15 protein-coding genes are annotated in these 13,142 nt (G+C 66.4%); 6 read left to right on the top strand and 9 right to left on the bottom strand.

Annotated features, from left to right (window positions below):
- Positions 1 to 49: 49 nt before the first annotated feature.
- Positions 50 to 1,087 (top strand): phosphoribosylformylglycinamidine cyclo-ligase, encoded by a 1,038-nt coding sequence (gene purM, locus E4M01_RS08645; RefSeq protein WP_135063388.1) that lies wholly within the window; start codon positions 50 to 52, stop codon positions 1,085 to 1,087.
- Entirely contained in the window at positions 1,084 to 1,668 is a 585-nt protein-coding gene (gene purN / locus E4M01_RS08640; protein WP_135063390.1) for a phosphoribosylglycinamide formyltransferase, read from the top strand. Before purM ends, purN begins: the two co-directional genes overlap by 4 nt.
- Positions 1,669 to 1,721: 53 nt before the next feature.
- Here purN and E4M01_RS08635 read toward each other — a convergent pair whose 3' ends face one another.
- Together E4M01_RS08635 and ndk are read right to left on the bottom strand one after the other, a co-directional pair.
- Positions 1,722 to 1,928 carry a hypothetical protein gene (locus E4M01_RS08635; protein ID WP_135063392.1) on the bottom strand — a complete coding sequence of 69 codons (207 nt, stop codon included), beginning with the start codon at positions 1,926 to 1,928 and terminating at the stop codon, positions 1,722 to 1,724.
- A 142-nt stretch (positions 1,929 to 2,070) separates the two neighbouring features.
- A complete protein-coding gene (gene ndk / locus E4M01_RS08630; RefSeq protein ID WP_135063394.1) occupies positions 2,071 to 2,490 on the bottom strand; it encodes a nucleoside-diphosphate kinase in 420 nt (139 codons plus the stop codon).
- Positions 2,491 to 2,642: 152 nt separating this feature from the next.
- On the opposite strand from ndk, the gene E4M01_RS08625 reads away from it, so the two are divergent.
- Complete coding sequence (locus tag E4M01_RS08625; protein ID WP_135063396.1) at positions 2,643 to 4,526, top strand: ABC-F family ATP-binding cassette domain-containing protein; 1,884 nt, start codon at positions 2,643 to 2,645, stop codon at positions 4,524 to 4,526.
- 13 nt (positions 4,527 to 4,539) lie between these two features.
- On the opposite strand, the gene E4M01_RS08620 is transcribed toward E4M01_RS08625, so the two are convergent.
- The 7 genes from E4M01_RS08620 to E4M01_RS08590 form a co-directional block, all read right to left on the bottom strand.
- Entirely contained in the window at positions 4,540 to 4,887 is a 348-nt protein-coding gene (locus E4M01_RS08620; RefSeq protein ID WP_135063398.1) for a hypothetical protein, read from the bottom strand.
- 80 nt (positions 4,888 to 4,967) lie between these two features.
- Positions 4,968 to 5,252, bottom strand: coding sequence for a hemolysin (locus tag E4M01_RS08615; RefSeq protein WP_135063400.1), 285 nt, complete (start codon positions 5,250 to 5,252; stop codon positions 4,968 to 4,970).
- Complete coding sequence (locus tag E4M01_RS08610) at positions 5,243 to 5,533, bottom strand: I78 family peptidase inhibitor (protein WP_135063402.1); 291 nt, start codon at positions 5,531 to 5,533, stop codon at positions 5,243 to 5,245. Before E4M01_RS08610 ends, E4M01_RS08615 begins: the two co-directional genes overlap by 10 nt.
- Before the next feature lie 22 nt (positions 5,534 to 5,555).
- A complete protein-coding gene (locus tag E4M01_RS08605; RefSeq protein WP_245158237.1) occupies positions 5,556 to 5,822 on the bottom strand; it encodes a hypothetical protein in 267 nt (88 codons plus the stop codon).
- 62 nt (positions 5,823 to 5,884) lie between these two features.
- On the bottom strand, positions 5,885 to 6,337 hold the full coding sequence (locus E4M01_RS08600; RefSeq protein WP_135063404.1) for a DNA polymerase III subunit chi: 453 nt from the start codon (positions 6,335 to 6,337) through the stop codon (positions 5,885 to 5,887).
- A complete protein-coding gene (locus E4M01_RS08595; protein WP_135063406.1) occupies positions 6,334 to 6,735 on the bottom strand; it encodes an endonuclease domain-containing protein in 402 nt (133 codons plus the stop codon). The genes E4M01_RS08600 and E4M01_RS08595 overlap by 4 nt, the downstream gene beginning before the upstream one ends.
- A gap of 89 nt (positions 6,736 to 6,824) precedes the next feature.
- Positions 6,825 to 8,300 (bottom strand): leucyl aminopeptidase, encoded by a 1,476-nt coding sequence (locus tag E4M01_RS08590; RefSeq protein WP_135063408.1) that lies wholly within the window; start codon positions 8,298 to 8,300, stop codon positions 6,825 to 6,827.
- A 142-nt stretch (positions 8,301 to 8,442) separates the two neighbouring features.
- Here E4M01_RS08590 and E4M01_RS08585 point away from each other — a divergent pair, with 142 nt between their 5' ends.
- From E4M01_RS08585 to E4M01_RS08575, 3 genes are read left to right on the top strand one after another with little or no spacing between them, the layout of a single operon-like run.
- Positions 8,443 to 9,573 carry an LptF/LptG family permease gene (locus tag E4M01_RS08585; protein ID WP_135063410.1) on the top strand — a complete coding sequence of 377 codons (1,131 nt, stop codon included), beginning with the start codon at positions 8,443 to 8,445 and terminating at the stop codon, positions 9,571 to 9,573.
- The gene (gene lptG / locus E4M01_RS08580) at positions 9,570 to 10,682 is read left to right on the top strand and encodes an LPS export ABC transporter permease LptG (RefSeq protein ID WP_135063412.1); all 1,113 of its coding nucleotides are present in this window, start codon (positions 9,570 to 9,572) and stop codon (positions 10,680 to 10,682) included. Before E4M01_RS08585 ends, lptG begins: the two co-directional genes overlap by 4 nt.
- Positions 10,683 to 10,710: 28 nt before the next feature.
- Entirely contained in the window at positions 10,711 to 13,110 is a 2,400-nt protein-coding gene (locus E4M01_RS08575; protein ID WP_135063414.1) for an LPS-assembly protein LptD, read from the top strand.
- Positions 13,111 to 13,142 lie beyond the last annotated feature (32 nt).

Genomic DNA, 13,142 nt, shown 5'->3' with positions numbered 1-13,142 from the left:
GCAAGAGCCGCGACATATTTCCGCCACCTGATTCAGGCCCGCGTGACCCATGAGCGACACTTCCGACCGGCTTAAGAACGGCCTGACATACGCCGACGCAGGCGTGGACATTGACGCCGGGGACCGGCTGATCGACGCCATCAAGCCCCTCGCCAGGTCCACCCGCCGGCCCGGCGCCGACGCGGCGCTGGGCGGATTCGGCGCCCTGTTCGACCTCAAGGCGGCGGGGTTCGAGGATCCGCTGATCGTCGCCACCACCGACGGCGTGGGCACCAAGCTGAAGATCGCCATTGAGACGGGCCGCCATGACGGCGTCGGCGTCGACCTGGTGGCCATGTGCGTCAACGACCTGCTGGCCCAGGGCGCCGAGCCGCTGTTGTTCCTGGACTACTACGCCACCGGAAAGCTCAGCGTGGACGACGCGCGCCGCGTCGTGGCCGGCATCGCCCAGGGCTGCGTTCAGGCCGGCTGCGCCCTGGTGGGCGGCGAGACCGCTGAGATGCCCGGCATGTACGGCGACGGCGACTATGACCTGGCCGGCTTCTCGCTGGGCGCCGTCGAACGGGGCCACGCCCTGCCCTATCTGGATCGCCAGGCGGCCGGCGACATCATCATCGGCCTGGCCTCATCGGGTCCGCACTCCAACGGCTATTCGCTGGTCCGCAAGATCGTGGAGGCCTCGGGCCTGGCCTGGGCGGACGACGCGCCCTTCGCCAAGGACCGCTCGCTGGCCCAGGCCCTGATGGAGCCGACCCGCATCTATGTGAAGCCGGTCCTGCCCCTGATGAAAGCCGGACTGATCAAAGGCGCGGCCCACATCACCGGTGGCGGCCTGATCGAGAACCCCCCGCGTTGCATTGCCGACGGCCTGGAGGCGACGTTCGACTGGGACGCCTGGCCGCTGCCGCATGTCTTCGATTGGCTGCAGCAGACCGGCGGCGTCTCGGACCACGAGATGCGCCGCACCTTCAACTGCGGCGTCGGCTTCATCCTGATCGTCGCGCCCGAGAACGCCGAGCCGGTTTTGGAAGCCCTGCTGAACGCCGGCGAGGCTGCCTTCGTCGTCGGTCAGCTTCAAGCTCAGTGACCCGGACTCGCGTCGCCGTTCTGATTTCCGGGGCGGGCTCCAATATGGCCGCGCTGATCGACGCCGGGCGACGCGACGACGCCGCGTTCGAGGTCGTGCTGGTGGTGTCCAACCGTCCAGCCGCTACGGGGCTCAATGTCGCCGCCGGCAAGGGTGTCGAGACCGTCGCGTTGGACCATGCCGACCACGGCCGGGATCGCGAGGCGCATGAGCGCGCCATAGACGCCGTGCTGGCACAGCACGACGTCCAGGTGGTGGCCTTGGCGGGCTATATGCGGCTGCTGACGCCCTGGCTGGTCGGGCGTTGGGCCGGGCGAATGGTCAATATCCACCCCAGCCTTCTGCCGTTGTACCCGGGGCTGGACACTCACGCCCGCGCTATCGCGGCGGGCGACGATGAGGCGGGCGCCACCGTTCATCTGGTGACCGAAGGCGTCGACGAAGGGCCGGTCCTGGCCCAGGCCCGCGTTCCGATCCTGCCCGACGACAACGCCTCAGCGCTCCAGGAGCGGGTCAAGGTGGCCGAACACCATCTTTATCCCGCTGCGCTGAACGCCTTCTGCGGTCAGTTGCAGGCATAGAAAAAGCCCCGGAGATCGCTCTCCGGGGCCATTTCCGTGTGCTTTGAAAACGCTTAGCGCGGACGCGGGGTCGTCGCGGCGCCAGCCACGCCGCCGATCGCGGCGCCGGCCACGGTCGACCCGGTGTCGCCGCCCAGCACTTGGCCGGCGACCGCGCCGCCGATGGCGCCCGTTGCCGCGCGTTGCTCCATGGTGTGGCCGCAGGCGGCAAGGAGGCCGGTGACGGCGACGATCGGGGCCAGTTTGACGATCATTTTCATAGCGAATCTCCGAATGGGGATGGGACTTGCCATGAAAACGAAACGAGCCGCGTCCGGTTCCGGACGCGGCTCGTTATAGCGACGCTATGTCGAAAGCCTTGGGGCTAGACGTGCTGCAGACGCGCCGCCACGCCCCCAGCCATCAGCCGACGATCTGGTCTTCGGTGAAGAACTGGGCGATCTCGATCTTAGCATTCTCTTGGCTGTCGGAACCGTGGACCGAGTTTTCACCGATAGACAGGGCGAAAAGCTTGCGGATGGTGCCCTCGGCGGCCTGCTCCGGGTTGGTCGCGCCCATGACTTCACGATAAGCGGCCACGGCGTTATTGCCTTCCAGAACCTGCACGACGACCGGCTCGGCGGTCATCTGCTCGACCAGCTCGCCGTAGAACGGGCGCTCGGCGTGGACTTCGTAGAACTTCTTGGCCTGGTCGGTGGTCAGTTTGACGCGGCGTTGGGCGACGATGCGCAGGCCGGCGTCTTCGATCACGGCGTTGATCTTGCCGGTCAGGTTGCGGCGCGTGGCGTCGGGCTTGATGATCGAGAAGGTGCGTTCGGTCATGGGAGACTTCTGTATTTCGGGGATTGAAGGGTGAATCTTCGAAGGTGGGGGCTTATAGACGCGGCCTCCCCGGTTTCCAACCGCCTCACATTTTCGCCTCTATCGCTCCCTGCGCGGCAGTTCGCTGCCTGAGAGGCGCCCGAGTTCAAGCCATGCTGCAGATCACCGACCTGACCTTCAACGCCTGGGGCCGCAAGTTCCTGGAGGACGCGTCCGTCAGCCTGCCGCCGAGCGCCAAGGTCGGCCTGGTCGGCCGCAACGGCATCGGCAAGTCGACCCTGTTCAAGCTGATCCTGGGGGAACTGGCGGCTGGCGGCGACGAGATCAGCCTGCCCAAGACCGCGCGCATCGCCTCGGTGGATCAGGAGCACCCCGCCACGCCCGTCAGCGTGCTGGAGACCATCCTGGAAGCCGACGTCGAGCGCCACACCCTGCTCAACCGGCTGGAAACCGCCGAGCCGGAGGAGATGGGCGAGATCTGGACCCGCCTGATCGAGATCGACGCCGACGCAGCCCCCGCCCGCGCCGCGGAAATCCTGGTCGGCCTGGGCTTCAGCCAGGAGAACCAGCAGCGGCCGATGTCGGAATATTCCGGCGGCTGGCGCATGCGCGTGGCGCTGGCGGCCGCCCTGTTCGCCGAGCCGGACATGCTGCTGCTGGACGAACCGACCAACTATCTCGACCTGGAAGGCGCTCTGTGGCTCGAAGCGCGGCTGAAGAAATATCCGCACACCGCCCTGATCATCTCCCACGACCGCGAGATGCTGAACGAGGTGTGCACCCACATCCTGCACCTCGCGAACCACACGCTGACGCTCTACACCGGCAACTATGACGCCTTCGAAAAGGCCCGCGCCGAAAAGGCCCGGCTGCAGCTGTCGGCCAAGGCCAAGCAGGACGCTGAGCGCGCGCACCTTCAGGCCTTCGTGGATCGCTTCAAGGCCAAGGCCTCAAAGGCCGCGCAGGCGCAGTCGCGCATGAAGCGCCTGGCCAAGATGGAGCCGGTCTCGACCACCATCGAGGAGCGGGTCGCCCCCTTCATCCTGCCCTCTCCGCCCCGCCCGCTGGCGCCGCCGCTGATCCGGCTGGAGCGGGCCAACGTCGGCTATGAGACCGGCAAGCCGATCCTGCGCAATCTGAACCTGCGCATGGACCTGGACGACCGGATCGGCCTGCTGGGCGTCAACGGCGCGGGCAAGTCGACCTTCGCCAAGATGATCGCCGGCGCGTTGGACGTGTCCGACGGCGAGCTGCATCGCGACCGCAAGATGAAGGTCGGCTGGTTCCACCAGCACCAGATCGAGGCGATGGACCCTACCGACACGCCGCTGGAGATCATCCGCCGCGCCATGCCGGACGCCTCGGAAAGCAGCCGCCGATCCAAGCTGGCGCAGTGGGGCCTGGGCTATGAGAAACAGGAGACCACCGTCGCTTCCCTTTCGGGCGGCGAGCGCGCGCGCCTGCTGCTGAACCAGGTGGCGATGGATGCGCCGCACATCCTGATTCTGGACGAACCGACCAACCACCTGGACATCGACAGCCGCCGGGCCCTGCTGGACGCGCTGAATGACTATTCCGGCGCCGTCATCCTGATCACCCACGACCGGTCGCTGATGGAGATGGTGGCGGACCGTCTGTGGCTGGCCGCCGACGGCACGGTGAAGCCCTATGAGGGCGACATGGACGACTACGCCAAGTTCGTGCTCGACCGCGCCAAGGCTGCGGCGGTGAAGCCCAGTCAGATCAAGGAAGAGGCAGCGGCTTCGGCGCCCGCCCCGGCCAAGGGCAAGAAGGCCGAGAAACGCTCGGGGCCCTCGCCTTCGACACTGCGCCATGCGGTCAGAAAGGCCGAGGAGCGCATGAGCCAGCTGACGGCCGAGATCGCCCGCATCGACGACGACATGGCCAACGCCTCGGTCAACAATCCCAAGGCGCTGGAGGGCCTGACCCGCGCCCGCGCCAAGACGCAATCCGACCTCGACGCCGCCGAAACCGCCTGGGTGGCCGCCGAGGAAGCCTTGGCCGAGGTGTCGTAAAGCGAATTCCGACCTAGCTGCATTCAACTCGAAGAACGACGCCGCCCGGCTGGTCCAGCATGACGTTCAGCCGATCCCAGATCAGGTTGGAAGTCACCGCCTGGCCACTGGCGTACACTCTGGAGTTCGAAGGGAGCTCGGCCGCAAACTGTTCGGTCGGTCGGCCAACCCACGCCTGGCGGCGCGCGGCCTCACACTGATCGCCGAAGTAGTAGGGACCGGTCTCGCCGCCGATGTAGGCGATCCATATCCCAGGCTGGGTGGGATGGTTTCGGATCGCTGCCCCCTCAGGTGCCCAGTAAGTATTTGGCGGCGGCGGATCGGCCAGCATTACGACTTGCGGCTCCGGCAGCTTGAGCATCGCCGCCTCGGTGTTCTTCTCAGGAGCACAAGCCGCAACGAGGCACAGCATCCCGCTCAGACCACTGAGTCCGAGCCTCTTCACCCGCAGTCCACCGCGCGAATAATGCCAGTCGCCTGATCGAAACGGACGTTCATCCGATCCGGTCGATAGTCTTCAGTAGCGGCGCAGGTGGTGCAGACCACACGCACGTTCGCACCAGGTGCAAAGGTCACAGCCCCGACGTGACTGCCGATCAGTTCACGGCCCGCCGTTGCGGCGTCGCAGCGTTGCGGCCCGGTCGGCGTGGCAGGCTGCGACGGCGGCGTCGGGGCGCAGGCGGAGGCCAGCCCCCCGATCACGCCGACGACTGCGATCAGCCGCACTTCACTTCCCGAATCACGCCCGTGCGCTCTTCGAACAGAATGTTCAGGCGGCTGGGGTTGTAGTCCATGGTCATTGGGCAGGTGGTGCAGGTCACACGCCAGGTCTCGTTGGCGGGCTTGGTCGGCAGTTCGGACCGGTTGCGGCCGATCCAGCTTTGATACTGGCTCGCCTTGCATTGTTGCGCATCGCCGCCGGCGTCGATGATGTCGGGCTCGGTCGGCATCGGCGCGCAGGCCGCCATCGCAAACAGGCCCAAGCCGGCGATCAGGGGGGTCTTCATGGCGTCTCTCCTGTGTGAGGCGTCAGCCGCAGCGAACCTGCTCGACCACGCCAGTCTCCCTGTCGAAGAAGATGTTCACGCGATAGGGCGAAAAATCCTCGGTCACCGGACAGCTGGTGCAGATCACCCGCCGATTGACCACGTCCACCGGAACGGGGATGTCGGTTCTAGGTTTCCCGACCAGCCATTGAAGCTCGCCCGCCTTGCACAGATCGGCGTCCATCTGGGGCATGCGAGTGCCGATCGGCTGGCTCTGGCGCGCCTGCTCGACGGCGACAGGCGCCGGCACCGGAGCCGCGGGCGGCGGGGTGGAGCACCCGGCCAGCAGAACGGCGATCAGGCCGCCCCCAACTAGGCCGCCTTTTGCCAGCGCCCGTCCGCGTCCTGTTTCCAGTAGGCCAGGTTTTGGCCCGCGTCCTTGAGGGCCTTCCAGCGCGTGCGCGCCGCCGCTGTGGCCGCCTCGTCGCGCCCGTCGAACAATATGAAGCATCGCGAATACCCTTGCGTCGGCCCAAGCTCTGACCCGTCGACGATGAACAGCGCCTGAGCGCCGTTCAGGTTCTCGCCCGATTCGCTGAGCAGGATGGGTTGCCGGGCCGGATGCGACTCGTCCGACAGACCGTGCGCTAGGAAAGAGTCCTCTCGCCAGGCCCACAGCCGTTCGTCGATATCGTCCAGCCGCCGCCGGTCGGACGCCTTGATCAGCGCCCGCCAGCCCCGTTCGATCGTCTTGTCCAGCAGCCCCGGCAGCACCTCGTCCAGCGACGACCGCTCCAGATGGTAGAACCAGATTTCAGAGCTCATGACCTTCCCCCCATGCGGGGGAAGGTGGCCGGCGGAGCCGGTCGGATGGGGGGTGTCAGAGCCGCCGATTTAATCCGATCAAGCACGCCGTTCATGCGCGACATGACATCCTCGTTCGACACGCGCAGCATTCGAAAACCCTCAGCCGCCAGCCAGGCGTCGCGGACGGCGTCGCGCTCTTCTGTCAGCCGATGCACCCCGCCGTCGACCTCTACGATCAGTCGGTGAGACAGGCAGCAGAAATCCACAACATATGGTCCGATCGGCGTCTGACGCCTGAAACGCAAGCCAGCCAGAGCCTTTTGCCGCAGCAGCATCCACAGCGCCTTTTCCGCCGCCGTCGGATTGCGACGAAGGCGTCTAGCGGCTTTTTGGGCTCTGTCTGAATGAAGCGCCATGCGAGCAGCCTAGACGGGAGATGCCGCGGTGGCACCCCCCATCCGACTTGCTCCGCAAGCCACCTTCCCCCGCAAGGGGGGAAGGGCATTTAGCCTTCGTACTTGTCGGCCACCATGCGGTCGAGCAGGCGGACGCCCCAGCCGACAGCGCCGTCCGGCACGGTCGGGTTCTTGGAGTCCTTGACCCAGGCGGTCGGCGCGATGTCGATGTGGGCCCACGGCACGCCGTTGGTGAAGCGCTGCAGGAACAGAGCGGCGGTGATCGAGCCGCCGGCGCGGCCGTTGCCCATGTTCTTCACATCGGCGATCGGGCTGTCGATGTGGCGCTCGTATTCCGCCGGAATCGGCATGCGCCAGACCTTCTCGCCGACCTTGGGGCCGGCTTCTAGGATGCCCGAGGCGACAGCGTCGTCATTCGAAAAGACGCCAGCGTACTCCAGGCCCAGCGACACGATCATGGCGCCCGTCAGGGTGGCCAGATCGATCATGAATTTCGGCTTGAAGCGGTCCTGCGTATACCAGAGCGCGTCGGCCAGCACGAGGCGGCCCTCGGCGTCGGTGTTCAGCACCTCGACGGTCTGACCCGACATGGACTTCACCACATCACCGGGACGCTGGGCGCGGCCGTCGGGCATGTTCTCGACTAGTCCGAGGACGCCGACGGCGTTGACCTTGGCCTTGCGGCCGACCAGAGCGTGCATGAGGCCGGCCACGGCGGCGGCGCCGCCCATGTCCCACTTCATCTCCTCCATGCCGTCAGCCGGCTTCAAGCTGATGCCGCCCGTGTCGAAGCAGACGCCCTTGCCGACGAAGGCGATCGGGGCGTCGCCTTCCTTGCCGCCGTTCCACTGAATGACGGCCAGCTGGCTTTCGCGCTCAGAGCCCATGCCGACGGCCAGCAGGGTGTGCATGCCCAGCTTTTCCATCTCGGCTTCGCCCAGGATCTCGACCTTGGCGCCCATGGCCTCCAGCGTCTTGACGCGTTTGGCGAACTCGGCCGGGTACAGGATGTTGGCCGGCTCGGCGACGAGATCGCGCGAGAACAGCACGGCGTCCGCCACAGCCGACAGCGGCTCAAACGCCGCTTGGGCGGCGCGGATGTCGGAGGTCACGACCTGGACCGACGTCACCGACGGGATCTTCTCGGGCTTCTGCTTGGTCAGGTATTTGTCGAAGCGATAGGCGGCCAAACGCACGGCGAAACCGGCGCGCGCAGCCTGTTCCGGCGTCAGATGCGCCGCGTCGATCGTCAGGGTCTCGGCGCCCGACATCTTGACCGCGTGATAGGCGTGGCCGGCGGCGGCTTCGACCGCGGCGTCATCCAGCTTGCCCGCCTCGCCCGCGCCGACCAGCAGGATCGAGCCGGCCTCCACGCCTTGCGGCGCGGCGACGATCATGGTCGAGCCCGACACGCCCTTGAAGCGGCCGGCGCCCATCGCCTTGGTCAGGGCGCCGCCGGAAGCCTGGTCCAGCGAAGAGCCCGCGCCAGCCAGCTGACGCTCGGCGTGGACCAGGACGGCGAGGACATCGGCGGCGCCCGCCTGGGCGATGAATTCGATCTTCATGGACACTGGGAACTCCAAACCGGGGTCGTCGCCCGATCCTTGGCAAACGGAACATTGCGCCGGCTTGTCTCGCCGCCGCCTCGATGTACTACTAGATGCGCTTCTCAAACGCCGCCTGCAACCGGGCGATTTTCATCCGCCCATGACCCTGATTCAAGGCTATCTTTTTCGCCAGTTGCTGCTGCCAGCGGTCGCAGCCTGCGCCGGCTTGGCTGGAATCGGCATACTGAGCCAAAGCCTCGACCAACTGGAAGTCATCGTCGAGCGCGGCCAGAGCGTGTGGGTCATGATCAAGCTGACCCTCTTGGCCACGCCTCAGCTTCTGGCCGTCATTCTGCCGATTGGGCTTTTCGTCGGCGCCCTGATTGCCCTGACCCGCCTGCAGCGCGAACAGGAGCTGACCGCCGCCTTCGCCAGCGGGATGACCCGTTGGTCGGTCATCTCGCCCGCTCTTCGGATCGCCGTGATCTTCGCCCTGGCGTCGTTGACGATAAACCTGTTCGTCCAACCCTGGGCCCAGCGGCAAGCGCGCGCCGAAGCCTTCGCGATCCGCACCGATCTCGCCGCACTGCTGGTCGAGGAGGGTCAGTTCGTGCAGGGCCCCAACGGCCTCACTGTTTATGTCCAGCAGATCGAACAGAGCGGCCTGATGAAGAACCTCTTCATCTACGTCAACGATGGCGGAACGGTGCGCACGTGGAACGCGTCTGAGGCCCGCTTCGGCCGCATCGGCTCGGAGCCGGTGCTGACCATGATCGACGCCTCGATGCAGGAGTATTCCTCGCGTGGCGTGCTGAACTACCTTTCGTTCGATCGTTTTCCCTTCGAGCTTGGTCCCTATGTGCCCCAGGATCAGCGCATACGGTACAAGCCATCGGACCTGTATCTGACCCAGTTGATCAACCCGTCCCAAAGTTTGGTTGACCAGGCCGGCTCGCGAGGCGAGCTGGCGGCCGAGGCGCATTCGCGGCTGTCATCGCCTCTCTACGCCCTGATGGCCATGGCGATGGCCTTGGCGGCCATCTTGGGCGGATCCTTCTCGCGGACTGGCTACACTCTGCGGATCGCAAAGGCGGCGGGCGCCTTTCTGGGCATCCGCATCATCGGTTACGGACTCGTCGCCGCGAGCGCCTGGAACGGCTGGCTGAACGTCTTCCAGTACGCGATCCCGCTGGCGGCGACAGTGATTGCGCTGCGCCTGCTATTTCGCGCGCTCAAGCCGCGCCGCCCTCGCCGAACACGCGCCCGCACTCTATCCGCGAGGCCGGCATGAACCGCGGCGTCCTGCGGCTGGGCCGCATCGAGCGATATGTGCTGCTTCAACAGACCAAGTCTCTGGGCGTCGCTCTGGCTGTGATCTCGTCCCTGATCCTGCTCATCGATTTCGTGGAGATTTCGCGGGGCGTGGGGTCCAACGTCGATCTGTCCCTGTTGCAGATACTGGGGCTCATGGCGGTCAAATCGCCCAGCGTGATCCTGCAGCTTCTGCCGTTCGTCTTTCTGTTCGGCACCCTGGGCGCCTTCGTGTCGCTGAACCGTCGCAGCGAACTGATCGCCATGCGGGCCGCAGGCGTTTCGGCCTGGCGGTTCACCCTGCCGGCCGCAGGGCTGGCCTTCATGATCGGCGTGCTGACCGTGACCGTTCTCGGCCCGGCGGCGGCGGCCGGAGACGGGCTGTGGCAGCGCGAACGCGAGCGGCTTTCGGGTTCGGCCGCCGGGCCGGGCGCGGAGGAAGCGATCTGGCTGCGAGAGGGGGACCAGCAGCGTCAGATGATCATCCGCGCCGCGCGGCAGGACCCGGCCAATGCGCGACTGCTGGACGTGACCTTCTTCATCTACACGACTCGCGAAGGCGAGAGGCGCGAGTTCACTGAGCGGATCGATGCAGACACCGCCTCTCTTTCGGCGGGTCGCTGGCGGTTGACCGAGGCCGAAGGCGCTCTGATCGGGCAGCGCGCCGTGCGCTACGCCACGCTGGATTTGCTGTCGAACCTGGACGACGATGAAGTGTTCGACCGCTTCCCTCGCCCCCAATCCACCCCCTTCTGGTCGCTGCCGAACCAGATCCAGCGAATCGAGAATGCGGGGTTCTCGTCGAGCGCCTACCGTCTGCGACTGCAGCAGTTGCTGGCGACGCCGCTGGTGTTCGCGGCCATGGCGATCCTGGCGGCGGCCTTCTCTCTGCGGCTGATGCGGCTGGGCGATCTGGCGCGCATGAGCGTGTCCGCTGTGATTCTGGGATTCGGCTTCTTCTTCCTGAATCAGTTTTCGTCGGCCATGGGGTCGGCCGACGTCGTGCCGCCCGTGGTGGCGGCTTGGCTCCCGCCGCTTCTGACGGCGCTCGCCGCCTTCACCTTGCTGTTCTATACCGAAGACGGCTAAGCGGCCCGGCCGCCCTATCGGATGATCCATGCCGTCTGACCGTTCCAGCCCCAGCCTCAAGGCCCGCCTGCTCGCCGGCGCAGCGGCTTTCGCCGCCTTCGGCCTGGCGACATCGGCTCTGGCCCAGCAGGGACAGGCCGCGCCCCCGACCGGGGCCGACGGCGTGCCTCCCGGCGCGGTCTACATCGACGCCGGCTCCGCCAGTCGGCAGGGCGACATCGTCACCGCGCGTGGTGATGAGGGCGGCCGGGTCTTCTCGCGCTATCGCGATCATTCCCTGCGCGCGGAGGAAGTCACCTACGATCTCGGCCAAGGCATAGCCTCAGCCGTCGGTCAGGTGGAGCTCATCACGCCGGAGCAGGCCGTGGTCTACGCCTCGCGCCTGGAACTGGATTCCGATCTACGCGCCGGCGTCGCGGTGGATTTCGCGACCCGTCTGGCCGACGGCTCCAGCCTGATGGCGGCCACGGCCGTGCGTCGGTCGGAAAACGTCCAGGAGCTGAACTACGCCGTCTTTACGCCTTGCCCGATCTGCGACGCCGACGGCCCCAAGACGCCCAGCATTTCGATACAGGCCGAACAGGTCGTTCAGGACGAGGCGCTTCGGGCGATCCTTTATCGCAACGCCGTCTTCAAGCTCGGCGGCGTGCCAATCCTCTATCTGCCCGTGTTCGCGCACCCGGACCCTACGGTCGAGCGCGCCTCTGGCTTCCTGATCCCGACGATCAACTATGACGAAGGGCGCGGCCTTTCGGCCGAGATCCCGTATCTCCACGTCATCTCCCCGTCGCAGGACGTTCTGATCAGCCCTCAGATCAACAGCCGCGTCGCGCCCTTGCTGAACCTGCAATGGCGTCGACGGTTCTCCGACGGCGTAATGGTCGCGCGCGGCGGCTACACCTACGAGCGCAACTTCGGCGATTTCGACCTGGACGGGGATGGTGACGCCGAGAGCAATGTGAAGTTCGGCCCGCGCGAGAACCGCAGCTACATCCTCTCGTGGGGACGCTTCGATCCTGACGGACCCTGGCGCTGGGGCTTCACCGCCGAGCGCACGTCGGACAAGACGCTGTTCGATCGTTACGACATCCGCGATCCCTATCAGGACAACGGCCTCTACTATGGCGACAGTCGCCGGCTGATCACTCAGCTTTACGCCGAACGACAGACTCGCCGGTCCTATGTTTCGATCGCCGCTTTCACGTTGCAGAGTCTGAGGGTCTCGCAGTTCGATCCGGTCACGCCCGCGCTGAACGTCTTCGAGGACGACAGCACCCTGCCGGTCGTGGCCCCCCTAATCGACGCGCGCTGGGAGCCCGAGGCGCCTGTGCTGGGCGGGCGCCTGCGCTTGCGGGGCTCGGCCGTATCCCTGACCAGAGACGCCTATATCGGCGCCCCGATCCTGCGCCCGGAAGTGATTCCCGCCGATCCGACAGGCCTCGGCGGGGTCGAAAGTCGGAGGATCACGGGTCAGATCGAGTGGCGCCGCATTCTCGTATCGCCCCTCGGCGTGCGCTGGGAGCCATTCCTAGACGGACGTCTGGACGCTTATGCGGTTGAAGACTTGCCGCCGCTCCTTGGAGCGGACGATGCGACGCTGACCCGCGGGAGAGCCAGCGTCGGCGTGGACGTGTCCTATCCGCTCTACCGTCCGCTCGGCGGCGGCGAGCTGATCGTCGAGCCGATGGCCCAGCTGTCGGCCTCGACGCGCGCCGATCTGGACCCTAGGATCCCCAATGAGGACAGCCAGACGCTGGAGCTGGACCAGTATTCCTTGTTCCGGATGGACCGCTTCCCGGGCTACGACCTACTGGAAGGCGGTTTGCGCTTCACGGCCGGCGCCCGCGCATCGCTGCGCTGGGATGAAGGCCGTTCGGCCAGCCTGTTCGTCGGCCGCAGCTACCGCGCTGATCGCTCCCCCGAGTTTCAGGCCGCCGTCCCCGACGACCCCTCCCGCGTCTACGATCCGTCGGGCTTGGCCTCGCGCACCTCTGATTGGGTGGTCCAGGGCGAGTTCTCGCCGTCCGACCGCATACGCGGCTGGGGACACGCCACCATCGACGGAAACGGCGAAATCCGCAGGGCCGAAGCGTCCGTCGACGGCCGCTGGGGACGCCGGAATCTGGCGTCGCTCAGCTACATCGTCGACCGGTCCAATCCCGTCGACGGGCCCCTGAATCGGAATTACGAGTTCGTACAGCTGGCGGCGCAGCAGTTCGTGCTCGGCAACTGGGGCGTCAGCGTCGCCGGGATCGCCGATCTCGAACAGAACATCATCACCCGCCAGGAAGTCGGCCTGGTGTTCGATGACGATTGTTTCCGCATCGAGGTCGGGTACCGTCGCGACAATACGCGCGTCCGGCCCACCGGCCCGTCGGACGGCATCTATCTGCGCCTAAACCTCGCCACTTTCGGCGGTACACGCTAAGACCGGTCAAACAGCCCTCGGCGAGGGGGCGT

The organism is Brevundimonas sp. MF30-B (assembly GCF_004683885.1).
Classification (GTDB): domain Bacteria; phylum Pseudomonadota; class Alphaproteobacteria; order Caulobacterales; family Caulobacteraceae; genus Brevundimonas.
The sequence above is the reverse complement of the archived record's forward strand: the minus strand, read 5'-3'. Positions and strand labels throughout refer to the sequence as shown.

What these genes read in the sequence shown, in the direction of transcription:
- E4M01_RS08585 (WP_135063410.1), top strand. Translation starts at nt 8,443, where the DNA reads ATGACCCTGATTCAAGGCTATCTTTTTCGCCAGTTGCTGCTGCCAGCG.
- E4M01_RS08595 (WP_135063406.1), bottom strand. Translation starts at nt 6,735, where the DNA reads ATGGCGCTTCATTCAGACAGAGCCCAAAAAGCCGCTAGACGCCTTCGT.
- lptG (WP_135063412.1), top strand. Translation starts at nt 9,570, where the DNA reads ATGAACCGCGGCGTCCTGCGGCTGGGCCGCATCGAGCGATATGTGCTG.
- E4M01_RS08600 (WP_135063404.1), bottom strand. Translation starts at nt 6,337, where the DNA reads ATGAGCTCTGAAATCTGGTTCTACCATCTGGAGCGGTCGTCGCTGGAC.
- E4M01_RS08575 (WP_135063414.1), top strand. Translation starts at nt 10,711, where the DNA reads ATGCCGTCTGACCGTTCCAGCCCCAGCCTCAAGGCCCGCCTGCTCGCC.
- E4M01_RS08590 (WP_135063408.1), bottom strand. Translation starts at nt 8,300, where the DNA reads ATGAAGATCGAATTCATCGCCCAGGCGGGCGCCGCCGATGTCCTCGCC.
- purM (WP_135063388.1), top strand. Translation starts at nt 50, where the DNA reads ATGAGCGACACTTCCGACCGGCTTAAGAACGGCCTGACATACGCCGAC.
- E4M01_RS08610 (WP_135063402.1), bottom strand. Translation starts at nt 5,533, where the DNA reads ATGAAGACCCCCCTGATCGCCGGCTTGGGCCTGTTTGCGATGGCGGCC.
- E4M01_RS08620 (WP_135063398.1), bottom strand. Translation starts at nt 4,887, where the DNA reads ATGCTCAAGCTGCCGGAGCCGCAAGTCGTAATGCTGGCCGATCCGCCG.
- ndk (WP_135063394.1), bottom strand. Translation starts at nt 2,490, where the DNA reads ATGACCGAACGCACCTTCTCGATCATCAAGCCCGACGCCACGCGCCGC.
- E4M01_RS08635 (WP_135063392.1), bottom strand. Translation starts at nt 1,928, where the DNA reads ATGAAAATGATCGTCAAACTGGCCCCGATCGTCGCCGTCACCGGCCTC.
- E4M01_RS08625 (WP_135063396.1), top strand. Translation starts at nt 2,643, where the DNA reads ATGCTGCAGATCACCGACCTGACCTTCAACGCCTGGGGCCGCAAGTTC.